Source organism: Hymenobacter edaphi (assembly GCF_003258365.1).
Classification (GTDB): Bacteria; Bacteroidota; Bacteroidia; order Cytophagales; family Hymenobacteraceae; genus Solirubrum; species Solirubrum edaphi.
On sequence record NZ_QHKM01000005.1, the window covers coordinates 115401 to 134787 of the forward strand.

Consider the following 19387-nt stretch of genomic DNA (forward strand, 5'->3'; position numbering starts at 1 on the left):
GCACCGCCCGGAACTGCAGACGACAGTTCCGGGCGGTGCTCATTTGTTGGGCGGCACATTGGCCAGGACCGATTGCTTCGGTTTCGCTCGCACGGACCGCTTTACTCCGCCGGCAGCTCCCGCGGCAGCTGGCGCAGGGCGCGCTGCACGGCCTGCGCCAGCTGGGCGGCCGAGGCACGCAGCTCGTGGTCGGGCAGGTGCACGGGCACGTCGTGGCGGAACTGCTCCAGCTGGGCCACCGGGGCTTCGGTGCCGGGCACGCGCAGGGCCGTCAGGTTGGGCTTGATGTGGTGCACGATGCGGGCCACGGCGGGCCAGTTGGCGCCGGCGGCGGCGGCCTGCAGCTCCAGCAGGCTGTCGGGCATGTTGGCGAGGAAGGAGCGGATAATCTTGGTGACGAAGGCTTCCTTGCCGCGGGCCATGTCGCGCAGGGGCTGCAGGTCGTAGGCCGGGGCGGCGGGGGCGGCGGGGTGCTCCAGCACCTGCACCAGCGTGCGGTAGAGGTCAGCTTCGTCGAAGGGCTTGGCCAGGGTGGCGGTCATGCCGGCGGCCAGGTACTGCTCGTTGTCCTCGCGGAAGGCGTTGGCCGTCAGGGCCACGATGGGCGTGGCGGCGCGCGCGGGGTCGGGGTGCTGCAGCAGGCAGGCGGTGGCTTCCAGGCCGTTCATGCCCGGCATCTGAATGTCCATCAGCACCGCGTCGTAGGCGGCGGCGTAGAACTGCTGCACGCCCGCCTCGCCGTTGACGGCTTCCTCCACCACCACGCCCCATTGTTCCAGCAGCAGGCGGGCCACGTCGCGGTTGATTTCGTTGTCTTCCACCAGCAGCACGCGCTTGCCGTGCAGGGCGCCGGTGTCGAGCGGGGCCGGGCCGCTGGCCGCGGGCAGCTGCGCGCGGTCGGCCTTGGGCAGCGTCACCTGGAAAGCAAAGGTGCTGCCCTGGCCCAGCTCGCTCGTGACGGTGAGCGTGCCGCCCATCTGCTCGACCAGGGCGCGCGAGATGGTCAGGCCCAGGCCGGTACCGCCGTGCTTGCGCGAGGTGTCGGCGTAGGCCTGCGTAAACGAGTCGAAGATGCGCTCCAGCCGCTCCGGCGCGATGCCCGGGCCGGTATCCCGCACCCGGAATTCCACCGAGATGGTGTGGTCGGTTTCCGCGAGCAGCTCGCCCACCACGTCGATGTGCCCGCCGGCGTCGGTAAACTTCACCGCGTTGGCCGTCAGGTTGATCAGAATCTGGTTGAGCCGGTGCGCGTCGCCCGTCACCCAGGGGTAGGCGCAGCTGGTGCGCAGCGGGGTGCCGCTGAAGGTGAGGCCCTTCTGGGCAGCCTGCAGCACCAGGGGCTGAATGGCGGCGCCCATCGAGTCGCAGAGGTTAAAGGCCGCTTGCTCAAACTCCACCTTGCCCGAGCTGATTTTGGCAATGTCGAGCACGTCGTTGATGACGCCCAGCAGGTGCTGGCCCGACGAGCGGATGACGTCGAGGTACTGCGTCTGACGGCCGTCGAGCGGGGTTTTGCTCAGCAAAGTGGCCATGCCCAGCACCCCGTTGAGCGGCGTGCGGATTTCGTGGCTCATGTTGGCCAGGAAGTTGGCGCGGGCCGTGGCGGCGGCTTCGGCGGCTTCCTTGGCCTGCAGGGTGGCGCGCTGGGCCAGCACCCGCTCCGTGATTTCGTGGCCGAAGGCCATGACGTGCGCCTCCTCGCCGGGCTCGTCGACGAGGCGGCTGTACTGCTGCACGTAGTGCAGGCCGCCCTGCTGGTCGCGCAGCTTCACCACGCTGGCGTGCTCGCCCTGCTCCCGGATCAGGCGCAGGTACTCCGCCACGGCCGCGTGCCGCTCTTCGTCGATGGCGTCCTGCAGGGGGCGGCCGGTGAGGTCCTGGGTGCCGAGGCCGAGCATGGCGCTCAGGGCCGGGTTGGCCGAGAGGATGCGCCCGTCGAGGTCGTGGGTCCAGATCAGGGCCTGGGCATAGTCCATCAGCTCGTTGTAGCGCCGCTCGTTGCGGGTCAGCTCGCGCTGGGCCTCGGTCAGGTCGGTCACGTCGGTCGAGACGATGAGGATGGCCGCTTCCTCGTCGGGGCGGGGCAGGCGGCGCAGCTCCACGTGCAGCCAGCGCACGTCGCCGCTGTGCAGGGTGAAGGGCACGTTCAGGGCCTCGTCGCGGCCGGTGCGCAACACCCGCTCGGAGGCCGCGCGGTACTCGGCCATAATGGCCTCGTCGGTCTGCAGGCTCTGCTGCATCAGCTCGCGGAAGGCGCGGTTCGAAAACAGCTCGTGGCCGGCCACGGTGCGCACCATCACCGTGTTCGGAATCGAGTCGAGGATGTGCTGGGTGAAGCGCTGCTGGGCGTGCAGCTTGGCTTCGCTGGCGCGCGTCTGGGCCTGGGCGTGGTAGCGCTCGGTGATGTCGAGCAGGTAGAGGTTGTAGTAGCCGGCGGCGGCGAAGGGCACCACGTAGGCAATGTACTGCCCCTCGCCGATCTGCAGCTCCATCTGCCGGGCTTCGGCGGTGCGCAGGGCTTCGGCGGCCATGGCGTAGTACTGCGCACGGGCCTGCTGCTGCTGCTCAGGCGTCAGGCGCTGGCGCAGGCGCCAGGCGGCGGGGTTGGCGTAGAGGGCCTCGCCGCCGAGGGCGTAGCGCACCATCGGGTAGGGGCTCTGCTCGGGGATGCTGGCGGCGGCCAGCATGCCCTCGTCGAGGTCTTCACGGGTCACGTCGCAGAGGTGCTCCAGGTAGCCGCCCGCGGGCAGGGGCTGCTGGGTGCGGCGCAGCACGCGGCCGTCGGGCAGCACCAGCGTGTCGTCGGCGCCGGTGGTCAGCGGCTGGCCGTTGGCGCCGGTGTGGTGGCGGCCTACCAGCTCCACCAGCCCGTCCACGGCCCGGCCCTGCCACTCGGCCGCGTCGCCGTCGATGCCCAGCAGGGCGAAGTACAGCGCGTTGACGCTCTGCACGGTGTGGTCGGCCGCGACGTGCAGCACGCCCACGGGCAGGTTGTCGGCCAGGGTGCGGAGCTGGTGCGCCGACTGCGCGACCTGCGCGGTGGCGCGGTGGAGGGCAGCCGTCAGCTCGGCATTGCGGGCTTCGGCCTGGGCCAGCGCGGCCTGCAGGTCGACGGGATTTACGGTGTTGGGGACGGACATCGTAGCGGTAATCGAGAGCAATTCAACCATCGAAAATAGCCGGCCGGGGCGGGTTCCGGGGCGGCTTCTCGTCCAACGGCGCCTTTTGCTGGGCGAACATCGCGCAACGGCGTGCGAAAGAAACCCGTCTGCGCCCCCTACTATTGCACCCTATGGACACGACTTCCCTGCGCATTGCCATTCTGGGCAGCGGCAACATCGGCCTCTCGCTGGCCCGGGGCCTGGTGAAAGCCGGCCTGACCGCGCCCGCCACCATCACCCTCACCCGCCGCAACGTGGCGGCCCTGGCCCCGCTGGCCCAGGCCGGCTACCGCGTCACGGCCGACAACCGCGCTGCCCTCGAGGGCGCCGACCTGGTGGTGCTGGCCGTATTGCCCCAGCAGCTCGATCAGCTGCTCGACCTGATTCGCCCCGCCGTCGACCCGGCCCGGCACCTGCTGGTGTCGGTGGCCTCGGGGGTGAGCTGCGCGGCCATTCGGGAGCGGCTCGGGCTGCCGGTGCGGGTGGTGCGGGCCATGCCCAACACGGCCATTGCCATCGGGCAGTCGATGACCTGCCTGGCCACCGACGACGCCCCGGCCGCCGATATGGAGCTGGTGGAGCGGCTGTTCAACACCGTGGGCGTGAGCGTGCGCATTCAGGAGGAGCTGATGACCGCGGCCACGGCCCTGTGCGCCTGCGGGGTGGCGTTTTTCCTGCGTGCCATCCGGGCTGCTTCGCAGGGCGGCACCGAAATCGGCTTTCACGCCCACGACGCGCTGACAATGGCCGCCCAGACGGCCAAGGGCGCCGCCGACCTGCTGCTGCAGCTGGCCTCGCACCCCGAGCAGGAAATCGACAAGGTCACCTCGCCCAAGGGCTGCACCATCGCGGGGCTCAACGAGATGGAGCACCAGGGCTTCAGCTCGGCGCTGATCAAGGGCATCAAGGTGTCGGCCGACAAGGCGGGCAAGCTCTATCAGCCCGACTGATTTATCGGTACATTTAAACCACGGCCACGCCTGCGGGCAGACCGCGCCGCGCCCCTTCCTCCCCTCCCGTTCGCTCGTCGGTCCTATATGGTGCCTCCCACTGCGTTGTCCGATTACCTGGCCCTGTTTCGGCATCTGCCGGGCAACTACCTGTTGCTGGCGCCCGACGCGGCCCTGACCATCGTCGATAACACCGAGCGGCACGCGGCCGTGGCCATGAAAAGCCGCGCCGAGGTGGCGGGCCGCCCGCTGTTCGAGGCTTTCCCGGCCGCCGACCAGAACGAGGCCGAGGTGCTGCGGGCCTCTATCGAGCACGTGCGCCGCAGCCGCGAGCCGCACACCATGCCGCTGATTCGCTACGATTTGGAGCGGCCCGCCGCGCTGGGCGGCGGCCTGGAGGAGCGCTACTGGCAGGCCACGCACTACCCCATCATCGGCGACGACGGGGCGCTGCGCTACATCCTGCAGCAAACCGAAGACGTGACCGAGCGGCACCTGGCCGAGCAGCGCGCCCGGCTGGCGCAGCAAAACCTGGCCGAAAGTCAGGAGCAGATTCGCTTCATGCTCGAAGCCCTGCCGCTGATGCTCTGGACCACCCGCGCCGACGGCACGGCCGACTACCAGAACCCGGGCTGGCTGCGCTTCACCGGCCGCACCCTGGCCCAGGCCCAGGAGTGGGGCTGGCTCGACGACATTCACCCCGACGACCGCGCCGCCGTCAACGAAGCCTGGCGGCTGGCCCTGGCCCACGGCACCGATTACCAGGTGGAATACCGCCTGCGCCGCTACGACGGCCAGTACCGCTGGCTGCTGGTGCAGGCCGTGCCCCGCCGCAGCGCCGACGGCGGCATCACCAGCTGGGTGGGCACCGGCACCGATATTCACGCGCAGAAGCTCAGCCAGCAGCAGGTCAACGACAAGGACCGGGAGCTGCAACAGATTCTGCGGCTGCTGCCCGCCTACGTGGCCACGCTGCAGGGCCCCGAGCACATCTATACCTTCGTGAACGAGCGCAGCCGCGAGCTGCTGGGCCCGAGCGCGGAGCTGGGCCGGCCCGCCGCCCAGGTGCTGCCCGACCTGCAGCCCAGCGGCCTGGCCCTCATCCTCGATCAGGTGTACCGCACCCAGCAGCCCTACGCGCTCGAGGAGCTGCCCGTGAGCACCCCGCCCGCGGCCACGGCCGGGCAGCCGCGCTACTTCGACGGCGTGTTTCAGCCCCTCACCGACGAGCAGGGCCAGTCGACGGGCGTGCTGGTGTTCGGGGTGGATGTGACGCGGCGGGTACAGGCCAAGCAGCGGGCCGCCGAGCTGCAGGAAGAAGTGCGCCAGCAGAACGAGCAGTTCCGCCTGCTGGTGGAGTCGCTGCCGCTGTACGTGTACATCACCGACGCCGCGGGGCGCATGCTCTACGTGAACCCCCAGCGCCAGGCCTACACCGGCCAGGACTTGGCCAGCGCCCTCGCTCACTGGGACGAGCCCGTGCACCCCGACGATACCGCGCGCATGCGCCAGCTGTTCGCCGAGGGCCGCCGCCTGCACCGGCCCTGGCGCGGCGAGTACCGCCTGCGCCGCCACGACGGCACTTACCGCTGGGTGCTCACCCACGCCGTGCCCCTGCTCGATGCCCAGGGCCAGGTGCAGCGCTGGTACGGCTCCAGCGTCGACATCGACGACCAGAAGCGGCTGCAGCAGCGGCTGGAAGAGCAAGACGAGCAGCTGCGGCGCATGCTGCACACCCTGCCGGCCATCATCAACACCATGGAAGGCCCCGAGCACCGCTACACCTACCTCTCGCCGCAGATGCAGGCGCTGGTGGGCGAGCGGGTGCAGCTGGGCCGGCGCGTGGTGGACGCCCAGCCCGAAGTGGCCGCGCAGGGCTTCGTCGAGGTGCTCGACCGGGTGTACCAGACCGGGGAGCCGTTTGCGGCCCTGGAGCAGCGCGTCGATATCCGGGTGCCCGAAACCGGGCAGCTGGAAACGCGCTTTTTCAACTTCAGCTACCAGTTGCTGCCCGAGCTGGCCGGCCGCCCGGCCTCGCGCGGCATCCTTTCCTTCGCCCTCGACGTGACCGAGCAGGTGCGCGACCGGCAGCGGGCCGAGCAGCTGCAGGCCGAAGTAACCCGCCAGGCCATGCAGCTGCGCCGCATGACCGAGGCCCTGCCGGCCATTTCCTTTATCCTCTCGCCCGACATGCGGCTGGAGTATTTCAGCCCGCAGTGGCACCAGCTCACCGGCTACCCGCCCGGCACCGACGCCGACGCGGTGTGGCCCACGCTCATTCACCCCGACGACCGGCCCCGCGCCTACGCCACCTACGCCCGGGCCATTGCCCAGAACACGCCGCTGGAATTTGAGTACCGCCTGCTGCACCACGACGGGCAGTACCGCTGGCAGGTGTGCCGCGCCGTGCCCGAGCTCGGCCCCGATGGCCAGGCCCTGCGCTGGTACGGTACCGTGGTCGACCACCACGAGCAGAAAGAGCTGCGCGACGAGCTGCTGCGCTCGGAGGCGCGCTTCCGCTTCATGGCCGAAAGCATTCCGCAGGTGGTGTGGACGGCCCGCCCCGACGGCCGCCTCGACTACCTCAACCAGCGCTGGACCGAGGTAACCGGCGTGCCCGTGGAGCAGGCGCTGCGCCAGGGCTACGACGAGCTGGTGCCGCCCGCCGAGCGGCTGCCGCTGCGGCGCAAGTACCTGACCAGCATTGCCAGCGGCGAGCCGTACGAGCAGGAAGGCCGCCTGCGCTCGGCCCATGACGGGCAGTTTCGCTGGTACCTGCACCGGGCCACGCCCATGCGCAACGCCGCGGGCGAGGTGGTGAAGTGGTTCGGCACCAGCACCGACATCCACGACTTCAAGCAGGCCCAGCAGCTGCTGCAGGCCCAGAACGCCCAGCTCACCAGCATCAACCAGGACCTGGACAACTTCGTGTATACCGCCTCGCACGACCTGAAGCAACCCGTCAACAACATGGCCGGCATCTTCGAGGAGCTGATGCGCACGGCCCACTTCGACGACCCGGCCGCGCACGAGCTGCGCGGCATGTTCGAGCGGGCCATGCACCAGATGCACGACACGATTCAGGACCTTTCGGACGTGGTGCAGGTGCAGCGCCGCCACGAGCAGCTGCCCGCCGAGCCGCTGGAGCTGCGCCCGTTTGCCGAGGAAATCATCCGCAGCCTGCAGGAGCCGGCCGGGGGCCGCGGCGCCAGCTTCACGCTCGATTTCGATGCCGTACCGGCCCTGCAGTTTGTACGGCCCAACCTGCAGAGCATCTTCTACAACCTGCTCAGCAACGCGCTCAAGTACCGCCACCCCGACCGGGAGCCCGTGGTGCGCGTGGCCACCGAGCTGGTGGACAACGAGCCGGTGCTGGTGGTGCAGGACAACGGCCTGGGCATCGACCTGGCGCGCCACGGCCCGGAGCTGTTCCAGATGTTCCGCCGCTTCCACGACCACGTGGAGGGCTCGGGCATGGGCCTGTACCTCGTCAACCGCATCGTGCAGCAGCTGGGGGGCCGCCTCAGCGTCGAGAGCGTGGTGAACGAGGGCACCACCTTCCGGCTGCACCTGCCCGGCACGCTCGCCCCCCGGCCCCAGCCCGCGGTGGCGCAGTCCGTTGCGGCTGAAGAGCAGGCGCTGTAGCGGCTTTTCGCCGCCGGACCGGCGCCCGGCTATTGCTCCATAAACTCGTACTCCAGCGTGAGGGAAGCGGCGCGACCGGGCGGGCGCACAAACCAGCCGCGGCCGCGCAGGCCGCCCAGGTCGTGGGTGCCGGAGCCGGGCACCACGGCCAGCTGGGCCTTGGCCACGCCGTCTTCCACGCAGCCGGTGTGCTCCAGCACGAAGCTGCCCGCCCGGCCGCCCACGCGCCCCACCACCCGCTCCAGCCCCACGGAGCTGGCCGAGCCGTCGGGGTGGTAGGTGAGCAGCACCTCCAGCTGCCCGGTGCCCTCGATGTCGCCGCGAAACTGCTGGGTGGCGCTGGCACGGGCCAGCACCGGCTGCCCGTCGATTTCGTGGCAGGCCTGCTCCAGCCAGGCATCTAGCTCCAGGGTACTCAAAGCGCGTTTGTTCATAGCCGTTGTCCCGTTAGCGTGGTCGGAACAAATATAGCTCACGCTAAAATATATAGCTATTGATTTACTAATAAAAATAGCAATACTAGTCGTGCATACACTAACAATCATGGCTTTACCGGTTGTCCATCAGCCACGGTTTCGGGTTGGGCTACAACGTCGAAAGCCAGCTGAAAATCGTTGCGGATGGCTTGGTCGCCGACGCCAGCAAAGAAGCTGCGGGAGTTGTAGCGGATGCCGAAGCGGGTGCGGTCGATGCTGGCCGTGCCGCGCAGGCGCAGCTCGCCGGCGGCCCCGCGCGTGAGCGTAAGCGGAAACGTGACGGGCTGGGCGACGCCTTTGATGGTCAGCAGGCCGCGGGCCTGGCCGCCGCTGGTGCTTTGCAGCCGGAACTCGGCCGTGGGAAACTGCTCGACGTCGAAGAAATCGGCGCCGCGCAGGTGCTCCCGCAGCTGGGCGTTGTCGTGGTGCAGGCTGCGCATGTCCACCGTCACGCGGGCGGCGCGCAGGCGGCGGCCGTCGTAGCGCAGGGTGCTGGCGCGTAGCTGCAGGGTGCCGCTGGGGGCGTAGGTGCCGATATCGGCGTGGCCGGTCCAGGTGAGGCGGCTGGCGGCAGGCTGTAGTTGATAAACGGTGCCGGCCGGGCCGGCGGCCAGCAGCAGGGTTATCAGCAGGGCGAGGCCCAGGGACGCGAGGCGGCGGGTGAGCGGGGTCAGGTTCATGGCAAGTCGAAGCGAAATGGATGGGAACCGGCCGGGCTTAGCGGCCCACTACGGCCGCGCCGTTGACGTCGGCTTCGGTTTCGATCAGCCCCATGCCTTTGTAGAGCCGGCCCTGCTTGTCTTTGGCCAGGATGTACCAGAGCGCGTCGCCGCCGTAGAGGCGCCGGGCGCTGTCGGCGTAGCGGTAGTTGCGGGCGAAGGTGTAGGGCTGGCCCTGCCGCAGCCGGCCGTCGGGGCAGCCAAACAGCTCGGCAAACTCGGCGGGCGTCTCGCGCATGTTGGGCTGCCAGCCGGCGGCGCTGTACCAGATAAAGCTGCCGCACTCCACAATTTCCAGATCGGCCACGTCGGCGCGCACGGTGGTCTGGTGCTTCCACACGTAGCCGCCGGGGCGGGCGGAGTCGGGCTCGGGGTAGTTGGGGTTGGGCGTGTGCCAGAGCGAGAGGCCGACGGGCACGCGGCGGAGCTTGTCGGGCAGGGCGCGGGTGTGGTCGGTCCAGGCCGTGGGGGCAGCGGCAGCGGCCGGGGTGGCCGGGCGTTGGGCCGCGGCGGGGTGGCTGAGCGCCAGCGCTAGGGCGGGCAGCAATGGGAGGAACAGTGGGCGTTTCATGGCCGGGTTCGGTTGGGGTTGAACAACGACCCGAAGGTGGCCGTCCGCCCGCCCCGAAGCGCCCCAGCGGCGGAAATGGCACGTCCCAACGCGCGTTTTGGCACCTGATTCTGCCAGGAGCCAGGAGCCAGGAGCCAGGAGCCAGGAGCCAGGAGCCAGGAGCCTACGCCCGCCTACCGGCGCGGTTCCGCCTATTGCTCATTATTCTTTGATTGAAACTCGCTCGGCGCCACGCCGGTCATCTGCTTGAAGATGCGGTTGAAGGTGGTTTTGGAGTTGAAGCCGCTTTCGAAGGCAATGCCGAGCAGGGTGAGGCGCTGCGCGTCGGTGGTGCGGGCGAGACGGCGCTGCACCTCGGCCACGCGGTAGCCGTTGACCAGGTCGTTGAAGGACTTGCCGAAGCCCTGATTGAGGGTGAAGGACAGCAGCCGGGCGGGCAGGCCGGTGTGAGCAGCCAGCTCGGTGAGGGTGAGCGTGGGGTTCCGGAACAGCTGCTCGTCCTCCAGCGCCCGGCGGATGCGCTCCTGCACCTGCGCGTCGACGGCGGGCTGCGGGCGCGCGGGCCCCGGCGCGGGCGAAGCGGCGGCCGGCCCGGCAGCTTCGGCTTCTGCCACTGCCGCAGCGGCAACAACCGGAGCCGCAACGGCGGGCACGGCTTCCGACCCGGCTACCGCCGCGGCGGCCGGCACGGCTTCGGGCGTGAAGTGCATGGCGCGCATGTCGGCCTGGCGCAGCCCCACCACGCCGATGCAGAACACGACCACGCCGAGCAAATCGGTGGAGTAGTCGTAGCGGTAGTAGAGGTCGAAAAATTCGCGCAGCACCACTTCCACCAGCCACTGCGCGCTGACCACGGCCAGCAGCACCAGCAGGGTGCGCAGCCAGCGCAGGCGCAGCTGGGAGGTTTCGGAGAAGTTGTCGTCGAGGTAGCGGCGGTACTGGCGCAGCAGGTGCAAACTCAGTCCCAGGTACACCATCAATGACACCCAGGTGCCGATAAACTCCAGGCGGTAAGTGACCGGGCGGTGCACGTGCTCCCAGAACCAGAGGCGCGTAGGGTACTCGGTAAGGCGGAGGGCGGCGTAGAGGGCCGCCTGCAGCGCCACCGGCCCGAAGTGCCAGAGGTGGCGCGGGCGCAGGCGAAAGGCGTGGTTGGTAAGGCTGCGCACGTAGAAGTAGAGCAGCGGCCCGAACGCGAAGGAGTAGTAAATCGGGGCGAAGTACCAGTTGGCATTTTGGGTGTAGACGCCCGCCACGCGGAAAAAGCCGTCGAGAATCCAGAGGGCAATGGCCAGCATGAGCAGGGCCAGCAAGCGGTTGGGACGGCGGTTGTGGGGCGCCACCCACAGCAGGCCCGCCGCAAACACGGCCTGGGCCACCACGGCCAGCAAAAGCACGACGATGACGGTAAACGGTAGCTGCATAGCTTCTCGGGGGCGGAGGCCTTGGCAAGGTAGCAGCCGCCGCTTCGTTTTGGCCGCTCAACTGTTTATTTGCCGCCTGCACCTCCTCGCTCCTTCGCCATGCACGCCGGCCGCCGCTTTCACCTCCGCGAAATCCTCTACTGGACCCGCCGCGACCTGTTTCGCTGCCTGCTCTGGGCCACGCCGCCCACGGCGCTGTACCATTTGTGCGGCTTCACTTTCCTATCGTTGAGCTGGGTGCCGGTGGCGCTGCTGGGTACGGCCGTGTCGTTTCTGGTGGGCTTCAAGAACAACTCCAGCTACGCCCGGCTCTGGGAGGCCCGGCAGATCTACGGCGGTATCGTCAACAACAGCCGGGCCTTCGCCGTGATGGTGCGCGACTTTCTGCGGCCCACGGCCCCGGCGGCGGTGCCCGGGCTGTTCGGCCGCCACTTCGCCTGGCTGACGGCCCTGCGCTACCAGCTGCGCGAGCCGCGGGCCTGGGAAAACATGAACCAGCCCGCCAACCGCGAGTACGCCCAGCTTTACCGCGTGCCCGAGCACGACGCGCCCCTGGAGCCGGAGCTGGCCCGCTACCTGCCGGCCGCCGAGCAGACCTACGTGCTCGGCAAGAAAAACCGCGCCACCCAGCTCATGGCTCTGCAGTCGAAGCAGCTGAACGAGCTGCACGCCGCCGGGGCGCTGACGGAGTTTCAGCTGCTGCAGCTCCAGACGGCCGTCACGCGCTTCTACGACCTGCAGGGCCAGGCCGAGCGCATCAAGAACTTCCCCTACCCGCGCAATTTCTCCTCCATCACCACCATTCTGCTCTACGTGTTCGTGCTGCTGGTGCCCTTCGGCCTGCTGCGCGAGTTCGACCGGCTGGGCGACGGCACCTTCATGGCCGGCTACTCGGTGTGGGTCAACATTCCCTTCGCCACCCTGCTGATGTGGGTGTTCCTGACCATCGACCGCGTGGGCGACAGCAGCGTAAACCCCTTCGAGGGCAGCTCCAACGACGTGCCCATCAGCAGCATCTCGCGCACCATCGAAATCGACCTGCGCGACATGCTCGACGAAACCGAGCTGCCCGCGCCCCTCTCGCCCGTCCACGACATTCTGATGTAGCGCCGGCTGCTGTGATGCCGCCCCGACGCTGAACGACCCCAACAGACCGTCATTCGGCGCGCGGCGAAGATTCTCGCGTGCTGACGCCCACACGTAACTTCTTGTTCACCGAGCCGATTACTATCGAGCGAGATGTCTCGGGTCCCTGCCTTGATGCGCGACATGCTCGGCAGGACGTTCTAAATTATTCCGCTAGTGCCTACTCCGTCGCGTCGCGGTAGCGGAACTGGTTGGTGAGGCCGGTGAAGGGCTGCCCGTCGGCCTCGGCGTAGGGGTACACGAAGTAGTTCAGCGGCTCGGCCTGCTGCCGGGGCGTCAGCGTCAGGTCGCGGCCGCGGGTCAGCTCCACGCGGTTTTCGTCGTGGTGGCCGAAGAAGTACTCGCGCTTGTCGGGGTTCTTGGCAGCCTCGGAGGCGTCGATGGGCACCCAGCCGGTTTGCCGGGTGTAGAACTCGGCCCAGCAGTGGTAGCCCTTCACCTCGCCCGCGCCGCGCTCGGCCGGCAGCGGAAAGCCGATGCTGAAGCGAGCCGGAATGCCCAGCGCCCGGCAGTAGCCGATGAAGAGGGCGTGGAAGTCGGTGCAGTTGCCGCGGCGCGCGTCGCAGGCGTAGTAGATGTCGCCGCGACCCCAGCCCTGCCCGCTCTTGTCGTACTTCACGGTGCTGACCACGTGGTTGTAGATGGCGCGGGCCTTGTCGAGGTCGGTGCGGGCGCCGGCCTGGGCCGTCACGCGCAGGGCCCAGATGCGGATGGAGTCGTCGAGGGGCACGAGACGGTCGGGGGCCAGCCAGCGGCCAAGGTGAGGGTCGGCGGCGGCGGCACGGCGGCCGGCTACGTGGGGCAGCAGCGGGTTGATGTGCTCCCGGCGCGTAACCTGGCAGTGCAGGGCCACGGCGAAGGGCTGGGCGGGCGCCGGGCTCACGCGCAGGTGCAGCATCCGGTTGCCGTACTGGCCGGTGTGCAGCTCGTAGGGGTAGGGCGCCTCGATGTTGAGCTTGCCCACGTCCTGGGAGGCGTCGTCGTGGGGCACGGGCAGCCAGAGGTCCAGCGCCTTGGTGCCGGCCGGCGCGGCGGCCACGGTGGTCTGGTAATCGAAGGCAAACGTGCGTACGCGCGGCACAATGGGCGCGGCGGGTTGGGCGGCAGGGAGCATCAGCAGGGCGACGCCGGCGGCCAGCAGCCCGGCGCAGCGCGGCGTAAAACGAACGGGCAAGAACATAAGACCTGGAAACGGCCAGCAGCCCGCCGGGTTCGGCCACGACGACAGCTGCTGCCCGGCAAAGGTACAACCCCGGGTTCCGCGGGCTGCGGGCTTTTCCCCTATTTTGCCGCCTGCCGATGAAACCCACCGCCCCGCCCGTTCTGGCCCTCAAGTCGTTTCCGCCCTCGGCCGGGCCCCGCCCCTACTACGTGGCCGGCCTGGCCGAGCACCTGGCGCGCTTTCCGCACGTGCGCGAACCGCACGCCCACGACTTCTACCTGCTGATTTACGTGACCGAGGGCGCGGGCTTGCACACCATCGACCAGGTGACCTACGAGCTGCGGCCGGGCAGCCTGTTTTTTCTGGCGCCGGGGCAGGTGCACCACTGGCAGCTGCCGCCCGAAGTGCAGGGCTATGTGGTGTTTTTCAGCGCCGAGTTCTACCTGTTTCGCTACCCCGGCCCGCGCCTCTACGAGTACCCCTTCTTCGACGGGATACGCCCGCCGGTGCTCTACCTGCCGCCCGCCGAAACCGGGCTCTTGGGGCTGCTGCAGCGCCTGCACGCCGAAACCCGCGCCGAGCAGCCCCAGCAGGTCGAAGTGGTGCGGGCCTACCTGCTGCTGCTGCTGGAGCTGGCCGCCCGCCACGTGGCGGCCCCGGCCACCGGCGCGGCGGCCCTGGCCCAGCAGCAGATCCGGCAGTTCGGGGTTCTGCTCAACCAGCACTACCGTCAGCAGCGCACCGTGCAGCAGTACGCCGAGCACCTGCACCTGACGGCGGGGCACCTGAACGCCGTGTGCCGCCGGGTGCTCAACAAAACGGCCAGCGCCCTGATCCACGAGCGGGTGGTGGTGGAGGCCCAGCGCCTGCTGGCCCACTCGGCCCTGTCGGTGGCGCAGGTGGCCGACGAGCTGGGCTTCGACGACCCGAGCTACTTCGGGCGCTACTTCCGCAAGTACGCCGGCCGCACGCCCGAGGCCTACCGCCAGCAGCACCGGTGATTTGTACCAGACCAGCCCGCGGATAGTCCACGCGCCCCGCGTACCGGGGCGGTAATTTTGTCGTATCAACATTACGGCTCCGGCCCGCCGGCCACTTTCGGGCCTTTCCTCTTCCTATTCGCCCATCTTCGTCATGGCTGCTCCCGATTCTTCCAAGCTGGCCCTACTGCAGCTCAAGTGCCCCCGCTGCCACGAGGGCCCGCTGTTCACGCACTCGGCCTGGCACCTCACCAAGTTTTCCGACATGCCCGACCACTGCCCCGTGTGCGGGCAGAGCTACGAGCCCGAGCCGGGCTTCTACTACGGGGCCATGTACATCAGCTTCGGCTTCGCGGTGGCCACCTTCGCCGTGTGCGGGGTGCTGCTCTATTACCTGGCCGGCGACCCGGCGCTGTGGGTGTACGTGACCACCGTAGCCGCCGTCACGCTGCTGACCGCGCCGCTGGTGTACCGCTACTCCCGGGCCCTGATGCTCTACCTTTTCGGGGGCGTGCATTACGACCCGCGCTGGCAGCACGGGCGGGCAGCCACGCCGCTTTCCGCCCGGGGCTGAACCCCGCGCCGCCGAACCCCTGCGGCCGAGCTTCGTTTAAGGCTAATCAACCGCCCTCCGGTTTTCCAGGGGCGGTTATGGTTTCACTTCATTTTGAACCGAACCTAGCCATGAAAAAGATTCTCGTCATTGCAGCCCTGCTGGCCGCCGGCACCGCCGCCAACGCCCAGACGCGTACCACCACGACCACGCAGCAAACGACCACCACGCCCGCCCCGGCGCCGGCCCCGGTAATCGTGCAGCCCGCGCCGGCGCCCACGACCACCGAAACCACCACCACGACCGTGGAATCGACCACGACGGGCGGCGGCACCGGCATTCAGACGCAGGCCGGCACCGGCGTCACGCAGGGCACCGTGACGCCCCGCACCGACGACGCGAAGGTGAAGGACAAGCGTCGCAAGTCGAAAGCCAAAATCGACAACTAGGTTCCGCCTACCGGCTGACACGCCAACGGCCCGGCTCCCCAACTGCGGTGGGCCGGGCCGTTTTGCTGGGCGGCAGGCCGGGCGGTGGCAGCGCCCGGCCTGCCGCCGCAGATTCGCCCCCGGGCAGGGCCTACAGCAGCCGGTACACCACGCCCAGGCGCCACACCTGCCCGTAGGCTTCATTGGTGCCGCCCACCCAGCCCTCGCGGTAGTTGCGCAGGCCGTGGGCGTAGCTGGTGGCCAGCCCCACGCGGCGGTAGTAGGCCGTCAGGTTCAGGCGGAGGCGGGTGTCGAGGCGGGGCTGGCGGCGCTCCAGGTCGGTGGTGAAGCGCTGCCCGTTGCCGGCCGTGGCAAAGCCCTTTTCCTGGCAGTGCAGCAGCCAACCCAGGTCGAGGCCGCCGGTGGCGTCCAGGCTCACGGCGCCCAGCCCGAAGCGGCGCCCCGCGTACGGGTGCACGTCGATGAAATCGAGGACGAGGTTGGTGTGGCCGTGGGCTTCTTCCAGCACGTCGCCGCTGCCGGGCCACACCAGTACGTTCTCGACGCGGCTGCGCAGCTGCTCGTAGCCGGCCTGCAGGCCGAAGAGCACCTTGCCCCGCGTGACGCGCTGCTGCTGCAGGGCCGCGCCGTAGCCCACGCCGGGCAGGGCGCCGTAGGGGTTGTTGGTGTAGCCGGTCGTGCCGGTGCGGTACAGGTTGATGGAGGATTGGCGCTCGGCCGAGGGGCCGCGGAAGTTGAAGCCCGTCGAGGTCAGCAGCGCGGCGCTTTCCCAGCTCTGGGCCTGGGCGCCGGTGCCCAGGCCCAGCGCGGCGGCCAGCAGCAGGAAAGCGGTGCGGCGCCGGTGCGGCGCGGCAGGAGTTGATTTGGCGTAAGGATGCAGCATGAAAATGGCTGAAAAGATGAAATGCAGTACCGACGCGCCGGGCCGAAGCACCGCTGGCGGCCAGGGCGCCCCAACCCGAAAATCGGGGCGGCCAGCCGATGCCCGCGCCTGCCCGGGGAGGAGCCCGGTAGGCGGGCGAGCGTTGCAAGGCCGGGGAAGTTTTGCCGGAATTTTCCGGTTGGCGCCGCCGGCGGCGGGCCGCGGCGCATTCTGCCCGATATTGCGGCCATGACTGCACCTGCGCCTTTACCCTTTCTGGTAATCGACTTCGATAGTACGTTCACCCAGGTCGAAGCCCTGGACGAGCTGGCCGACATTGCCCTGCGCGGCCGCCCCGAGCGGGAACAAGTGGTGGCCGACATCAAAGCCCTGACCGACGCGGGCATGGACGGCTCCCTGTCGTTCAGCGAGTCGCTGAAGCGGCGCGTGGCCCTGCTGCCCGCCCGCCGCGAGCACCTCGACGAGCTGGTGCGCCACCTGCGCACCAAGGTATCGGAGAGCATCCGGCGCAACCAGGCCTTCTTCCACGAGCACGCCCTGGGCCGCATCTACATCGTGAGCAGCGGCTTTCGCGAGTTTATCGTGCCGGTGGTAGCCGAGTTTGGCATTCCGGCCGAACAGGTGCTGGCCAACACCTTCACCTTCGATGAGGCCGGCAACATCACCGGCTTCGACGCCACGAACCCGCTCAGCCAGGACGGCGGCAAGATCCGGCAGCTGCAGCAGCTGGGCCTGGAGGGCGCCGAAGTGTACGTGCTCGGCGACGGAATCACGGACTATCAGATCCGCGAGGCCGGGCTGGCCCACCGCTTTTACGCCTTCACCGAAAACGTGAGCCGCCCCGCCGTGGTGGCCCACGCCGACCAGATTGCGCCCACCTTCGACGAATTTCTCTACCAGAACAAGCTCCCGATGACCCTCTCCTACCCCAAGAACCGCATCAAGGCCCTGCTGCTCGAAAACATCGAACCCACCGCCGAAAAGCTGTTTCGGGAAGAAGGCTACCAGGTGGAAATCGTGCCGGGCGGGCTGGACGAGGACGAGCTGCTGGCGCGCATCGAGGGCGTAAGCATCCTGGGCATCCGAAGCAAGACGCAGGTGACGCCGCGGGTGCTGGAGCGGGCCAACCGCCTCATTGCCGTGGGCGCGTTCTGCATCGGCACCAACCAGATTGACCTCGTGGGCTGCATGCAGCGCGGCATCGTGGTGTTCAACGCCCCGTTCTCCAACACCCGCTCGGTGGTGGAGCTGACCATCAGCGAAATCATCAGCCTGGCCCGGCGCCTGCCCGTCAAGAGCGAGAAGATGCACCAGGGCGAGTGGGACAAGTCGGCGGCCGGGGCCTTCGAGGTGCGCGGCAAGAAGCTGGGCATCGTGGGCTACGGCAACATCGGGGCCCAGCTCTCGGTGCTGGCCGAAAACCTGGGCATGCAGGTGCTCTACTTCGACATTGCCGAGAAGCTGCAGCTGGGCAACGCGGTGAAGTGCCGCACCCTGGCCGAGCTGCTGCAGCAGGCCGACGTGGTGACGCTGCACGTGGACGGGCGCAAGGAAAACACCAACCTCATCGGCGCCGCCGAGCTGCAGCTGATGAAGCCCGGCGCCCTGCTCATCAACAACGCCCGCGGCCACGTGGTGGACGTGCCGGCCCTGGCCGCGGCCCTGCGCAGCGGCCACCTGGGCGGCGCGGCCGTCGACGTATTTCCGTACGAGCCCAAAACCAACGCCGAAACCTTTGAGAGCGAGCTGCGCGGACTGCCCAACGTGCTGCTCTCCCCGCACATCGGCGGCAGCACGGCCGAGGCCCAGCGCAACATTGCCGAGTTTGTGCCGGAGCGCATCATGCAGTACATCAACGCCGGCAACACCCAGCAGAGCGTGAATTTGCCCAACCTGCAGCTGCCGGCCCAGCAGGAAGCCCACCGCCTGATCCACATTCACCACAACGTGCCCGGCGTGCTGGCCCGCATCAACAACGTGCTGGCCGAGCACCAGGTGAACATCCTGGGCCAGTACCTGAAAACCAACGAGCACATCGGCTACGTGATTACTGACGTGAACCGGCAGTACGGCCCGGACGTGATTCAGGCCCTGCGCGCGGTGGAGCACACGATTAAGTTTCGGGTGCTTTATTAATGGCCAAGAAGCAACAGACGCACCGCCAACGCGCCCAGCAGTACCTGCGCGAAGCGCAAGCCGCCGGCAATACCGCACTGGCCGGGGAATTTGCGCAGGTACTACTCGAAATCGAACAGCGCAAGGCGCAAGCCATTGGCCGGCTGATGAAACGGCTCCTGGCCACGCCGCATTTCGAAACCAAGTACTTTATCAGCCGCGTTTTCGAAAAGGCGCAGGACGAACGGGTACTGCGGCCGCTGATGAAGGCCATTGCCGACCCCGCCAATGAGGGCTACGCCGCCAGCTTCATCTGGGCCTGCAGCGCTTACGACTGCACCCGGTACCTGCCATTTTTTGTGCGCGTCCTGCTCCGGAGCACCGACCCCGACGAATCGGTGGTGGCCTGTCTGGAAGTACTGGATAACATGAAAGGCCCGTTTGAGCCGGTCGTGCTGAAACGCTGCGTTGCGCAGCTGCTCAAGCGCCAGGGGCCGCAACTGGTACCGGAGGCCGATTTGCACCCGCTGGACGAGCTGCTTACCACCCAGGCTGCCTATATGTTGCTGGACAAATACTTTACGCAGGTTGACCGGGCTTACAAGTTGCCCCAGAAGCGACTATGATTCCATTCGCGCTACCCGCCCCGCTCCCCGCCTGGGCCGAAACCCGCTGGCAGGCCGCTGGCCTGGGCAAGAGCTACGCCCGCACGGCCTACCTGCAGCCGGCCACGCAGCAGGCCGATTTCGACGGCGACGGCAAAACCGATGTGGCCGTGCTGGTCGTCGACCGGCAGCAGCGCCGGGGCATCGTGGTGCTGCACCAGGGCCCGACCGCGCCGGTGGTGCTGGGCGCCGGCCGCCGCTTCGGCAACGGCGGCGACAATTTCGATTGGCTCACAGAGTGGAAGGTGTATAAGTCGGCCACGGCCGAAGCCACCGTGACCAGCGCCAACGGGGACTTAGCGGGCACGCGTACGGTGAAGCTGCGCCGGCCCGGGCTGCTCATCATGGCTACCCAGGACACCTACGCCGGTGGCATCGTGTACTGGGACGGGCGGCGCTACACCTGGATTCAGCAGGGGGAGTAGGCCCACGACTCCCGCCCGTATAAAGCAGCGTCGGCAGCCCCTTGCGAGGCTGCCGACGCTGTT

At 68.5% G+C, this 19387-nt stretch carries 16 protein-coding genes; 9 read left to right on the forward strand and 7 right to left on the reverse strand.

From position 1 onward, the window contains the following. Positions 1-101 precede the first annotated feature (101 nt). Positions 102-3140 carry an ATP-binding protein gene (locus DLM85_RS16460; RefSeq protein ID WP_165822171.1) on the reverse strand — a complete coding sequence of 1013 codons (3039 nt, stop codon included), beginning with the start codon at positions 3138-3140 and terminating at the stop codon, positions 102-104. 152 nt (positions 3141-3292) lie between these two features. Here DLM85_RS16460 and proC point away from each other — a divergent pair, with 152 nt between their 5' ends. Continuing rightward, a complete protein-coding gene (proC, locus tag DLM85_RS16465) occupies positions 3293-4111 on the forward strand; it encodes a pyrroline-5-carboxylate reductase (protein WP_111479217.1) in 819 nt (272 codons plus the stop codon). 87 nt (positions 4112-4198) lie between these two features. Then, entirely contained in the window at positions 4199-7756 is a 3558-nt protein-coding gene (locus DLM85_RS16470) for a PAS domain-containing protein (protein WP_111479218.1), read from the forward strand. Between the two features lie 29 nt (positions 7757-7785). On the opposite strand, the gene DLM85_RS16475 is transcribed toward DLM85_RS16470, so the two are convergent. The 4 genes from DLM85_RS16475 to DLM85_RS16490 form a co-directional block, all read right to left on the reverse strand. Further along, the gene (locus tag DLM85_RS16475; protein WP_165822172.1) at positions 7786-8190 is read right to left on the reverse strand and encodes a DUF3224 domain-containing protein; all 405 of its coding nucleotides are present in this window, start codon (positions 8188-8190) and stop codon (positions 7786-7788) included. A 107-nt stretch (positions 8191-8297) separates the two neighbouring features. Beyond that, the gene (locus DLM85_RS16480; RefSeq protein ID WP_111479220.1) at positions 8298-8912 is read right to left on the reverse strand and encodes a YceI family protein; all 615 of its coding nucleotides are present in this window, start codon (positions 8910-8912) and stop codon (positions 8298-8300) included. Positions 8913-8949: 37 nt separating this feature from the next. Continuing rightward, the gene (locus tag DLM85_RS16485) at positions 8950-9522 is read right to left on the reverse strand and encodes a hypothetical protein (RefSeq protein ID WP_133257106.1); all 573 of its coding nucleotides are present in this window, start codon (positions 9520-9522) and stop codon (positions 8950-8952) included. Between the two features lie 191 nt (positions 9523-9713). Then, entirely contained in the window at positions 9714-10946 is a 1233-nt protein-coding gene (locus DLM85_RS16490) for a helix-turn-helix domain-containing protein (RefSeq protein ID WP_111479222.1), read from the reverse strand. Between the two features lie 99 nt (positions 10947-11045). Between DLM85_RS16490 and DLM85_RS16495 the strand changes: the two genes are divergently transcribed. Next, the gene (locus DLM85_RS16495) at positions 11046-12053 is read left to right on the forward strand and encodes a bestrophin family protein (protein WP_111479223.1); all 1008 of its coding nucleotides are present in this window, start codon (positions 11046-11048) and stop codon (positions 12051-12053) included. A gap of 199 nt (positions 12054-12252) precedes the next feature. On the opposite strand, the gene DLM85_RS16500 is transcribed toward DLM85_RS16495, so the two are convergent. Beyond that, complete coding sequence (locus DLM85_RS16500) at positions 12253-13266, reverse strand: transglutaminase-like domain-containing protein (RefSeq protein ID WP_243636001.1); 1014 nt, start codon at positions 13264-13266, stop codon at positions 12253-12255. Between the two features lie 125 nt (positions 13267-13391). On the opposite strand from DLM85_RS16500, the gene DLM85_RS16505 reads away from it, so the two are divergent. From DLM85_RS16505 to DLM85_RS16515, 3 genes are all read left to right on the forward strand, one after another. Further along, entirely contained in the window at positions 13392-14255 is an 864-nt protein-coding gene (locus DLM85_RS16505; protein ID WP_111479224.1) for a helix-turn-helix domain-containing protein, read from the forward strand. A 133-nt stretch (positions 14256-14388) separates the two neighbouring features. Then, positions 14389-14808, forward strand: a complete 420-nt coding sequence (locus tag DLM85_RS16510; RefSeq protein ID WP_243636002.1) for a DUF983 domain-containing protein — start codon at positions 14389-14391, stop codon at positions 14806-14808. A gap of 110 nt (positions 14809-14918) precedes the next feature. Further along, positions 14919-15236, forward strand: coding sequence for a hypothetical protein (locus tag DLM85_RS16515; RefSeq protein WP_111479225.1), 318 nt, complete (start codon positions 14919-14921; stop codon positions 15234-15236). A gap of 130 nt (positions 15237-15366) precedes the next feature. Here the strand turns inward: DLM85_RS16515 and DLM85_RS16520 are convergent, their stop codons facing one another. Beyond that, positions 15367-16119, reverse strand: a complete 753-nt coding sequence (locus DLM85_RS16520; protein WP_133257107.1) for a hypothetical protein — start codon at positions 16117-16119, stop codon at positions 15367-15369. Positions 16120-16347: 228 nt separating this feature from the next. Between DLM85_RS16520 and serA the strand changes: the two genes are divergently transcribed. From serA to DLM85_RS16535, 3 genes are read left to right on the forward strand one after another with little or no spacing between them, the layout of a single operon-like run. Beyond that, complete coding sequence (gene serA / locus DLM85_RS16525) at positions 16348-18255, forward strand: phosphoglycerate dehydrogenase (RefSeq protein WP_111479227.1); 1908 nt, start codon at positions 16348-16350, stop codon at positions 18253-18255. Beyond that, positions 18255-18860: a hypothetical protein gene (locus DLM85_RS16530; RefSeq protein WP_111479228.1), complete on the forward strand. Its 606-nt coding sequence runs from the start codon at positions 18255-18257 to the stop codon at positions 18858-18860. Before serA ends, DLM85_RS16530 begins: the two co-directional genes overlap by 1 nt. Further along, entirely contained in the window at positions 18857-19324 is a 468-nt protein-coding gene (locus DLM85_RS16535; RefSeq protein WP_111479229.1) for a hypothetical protein, read from the forward strand. The genes DLM85_RS16530 and DLM85_RS16535 overlap by 4 nt, the downstream gene beginning before the upstream one ends. Positions 19325-19387 lie beyond the last annotated feature (63 nt).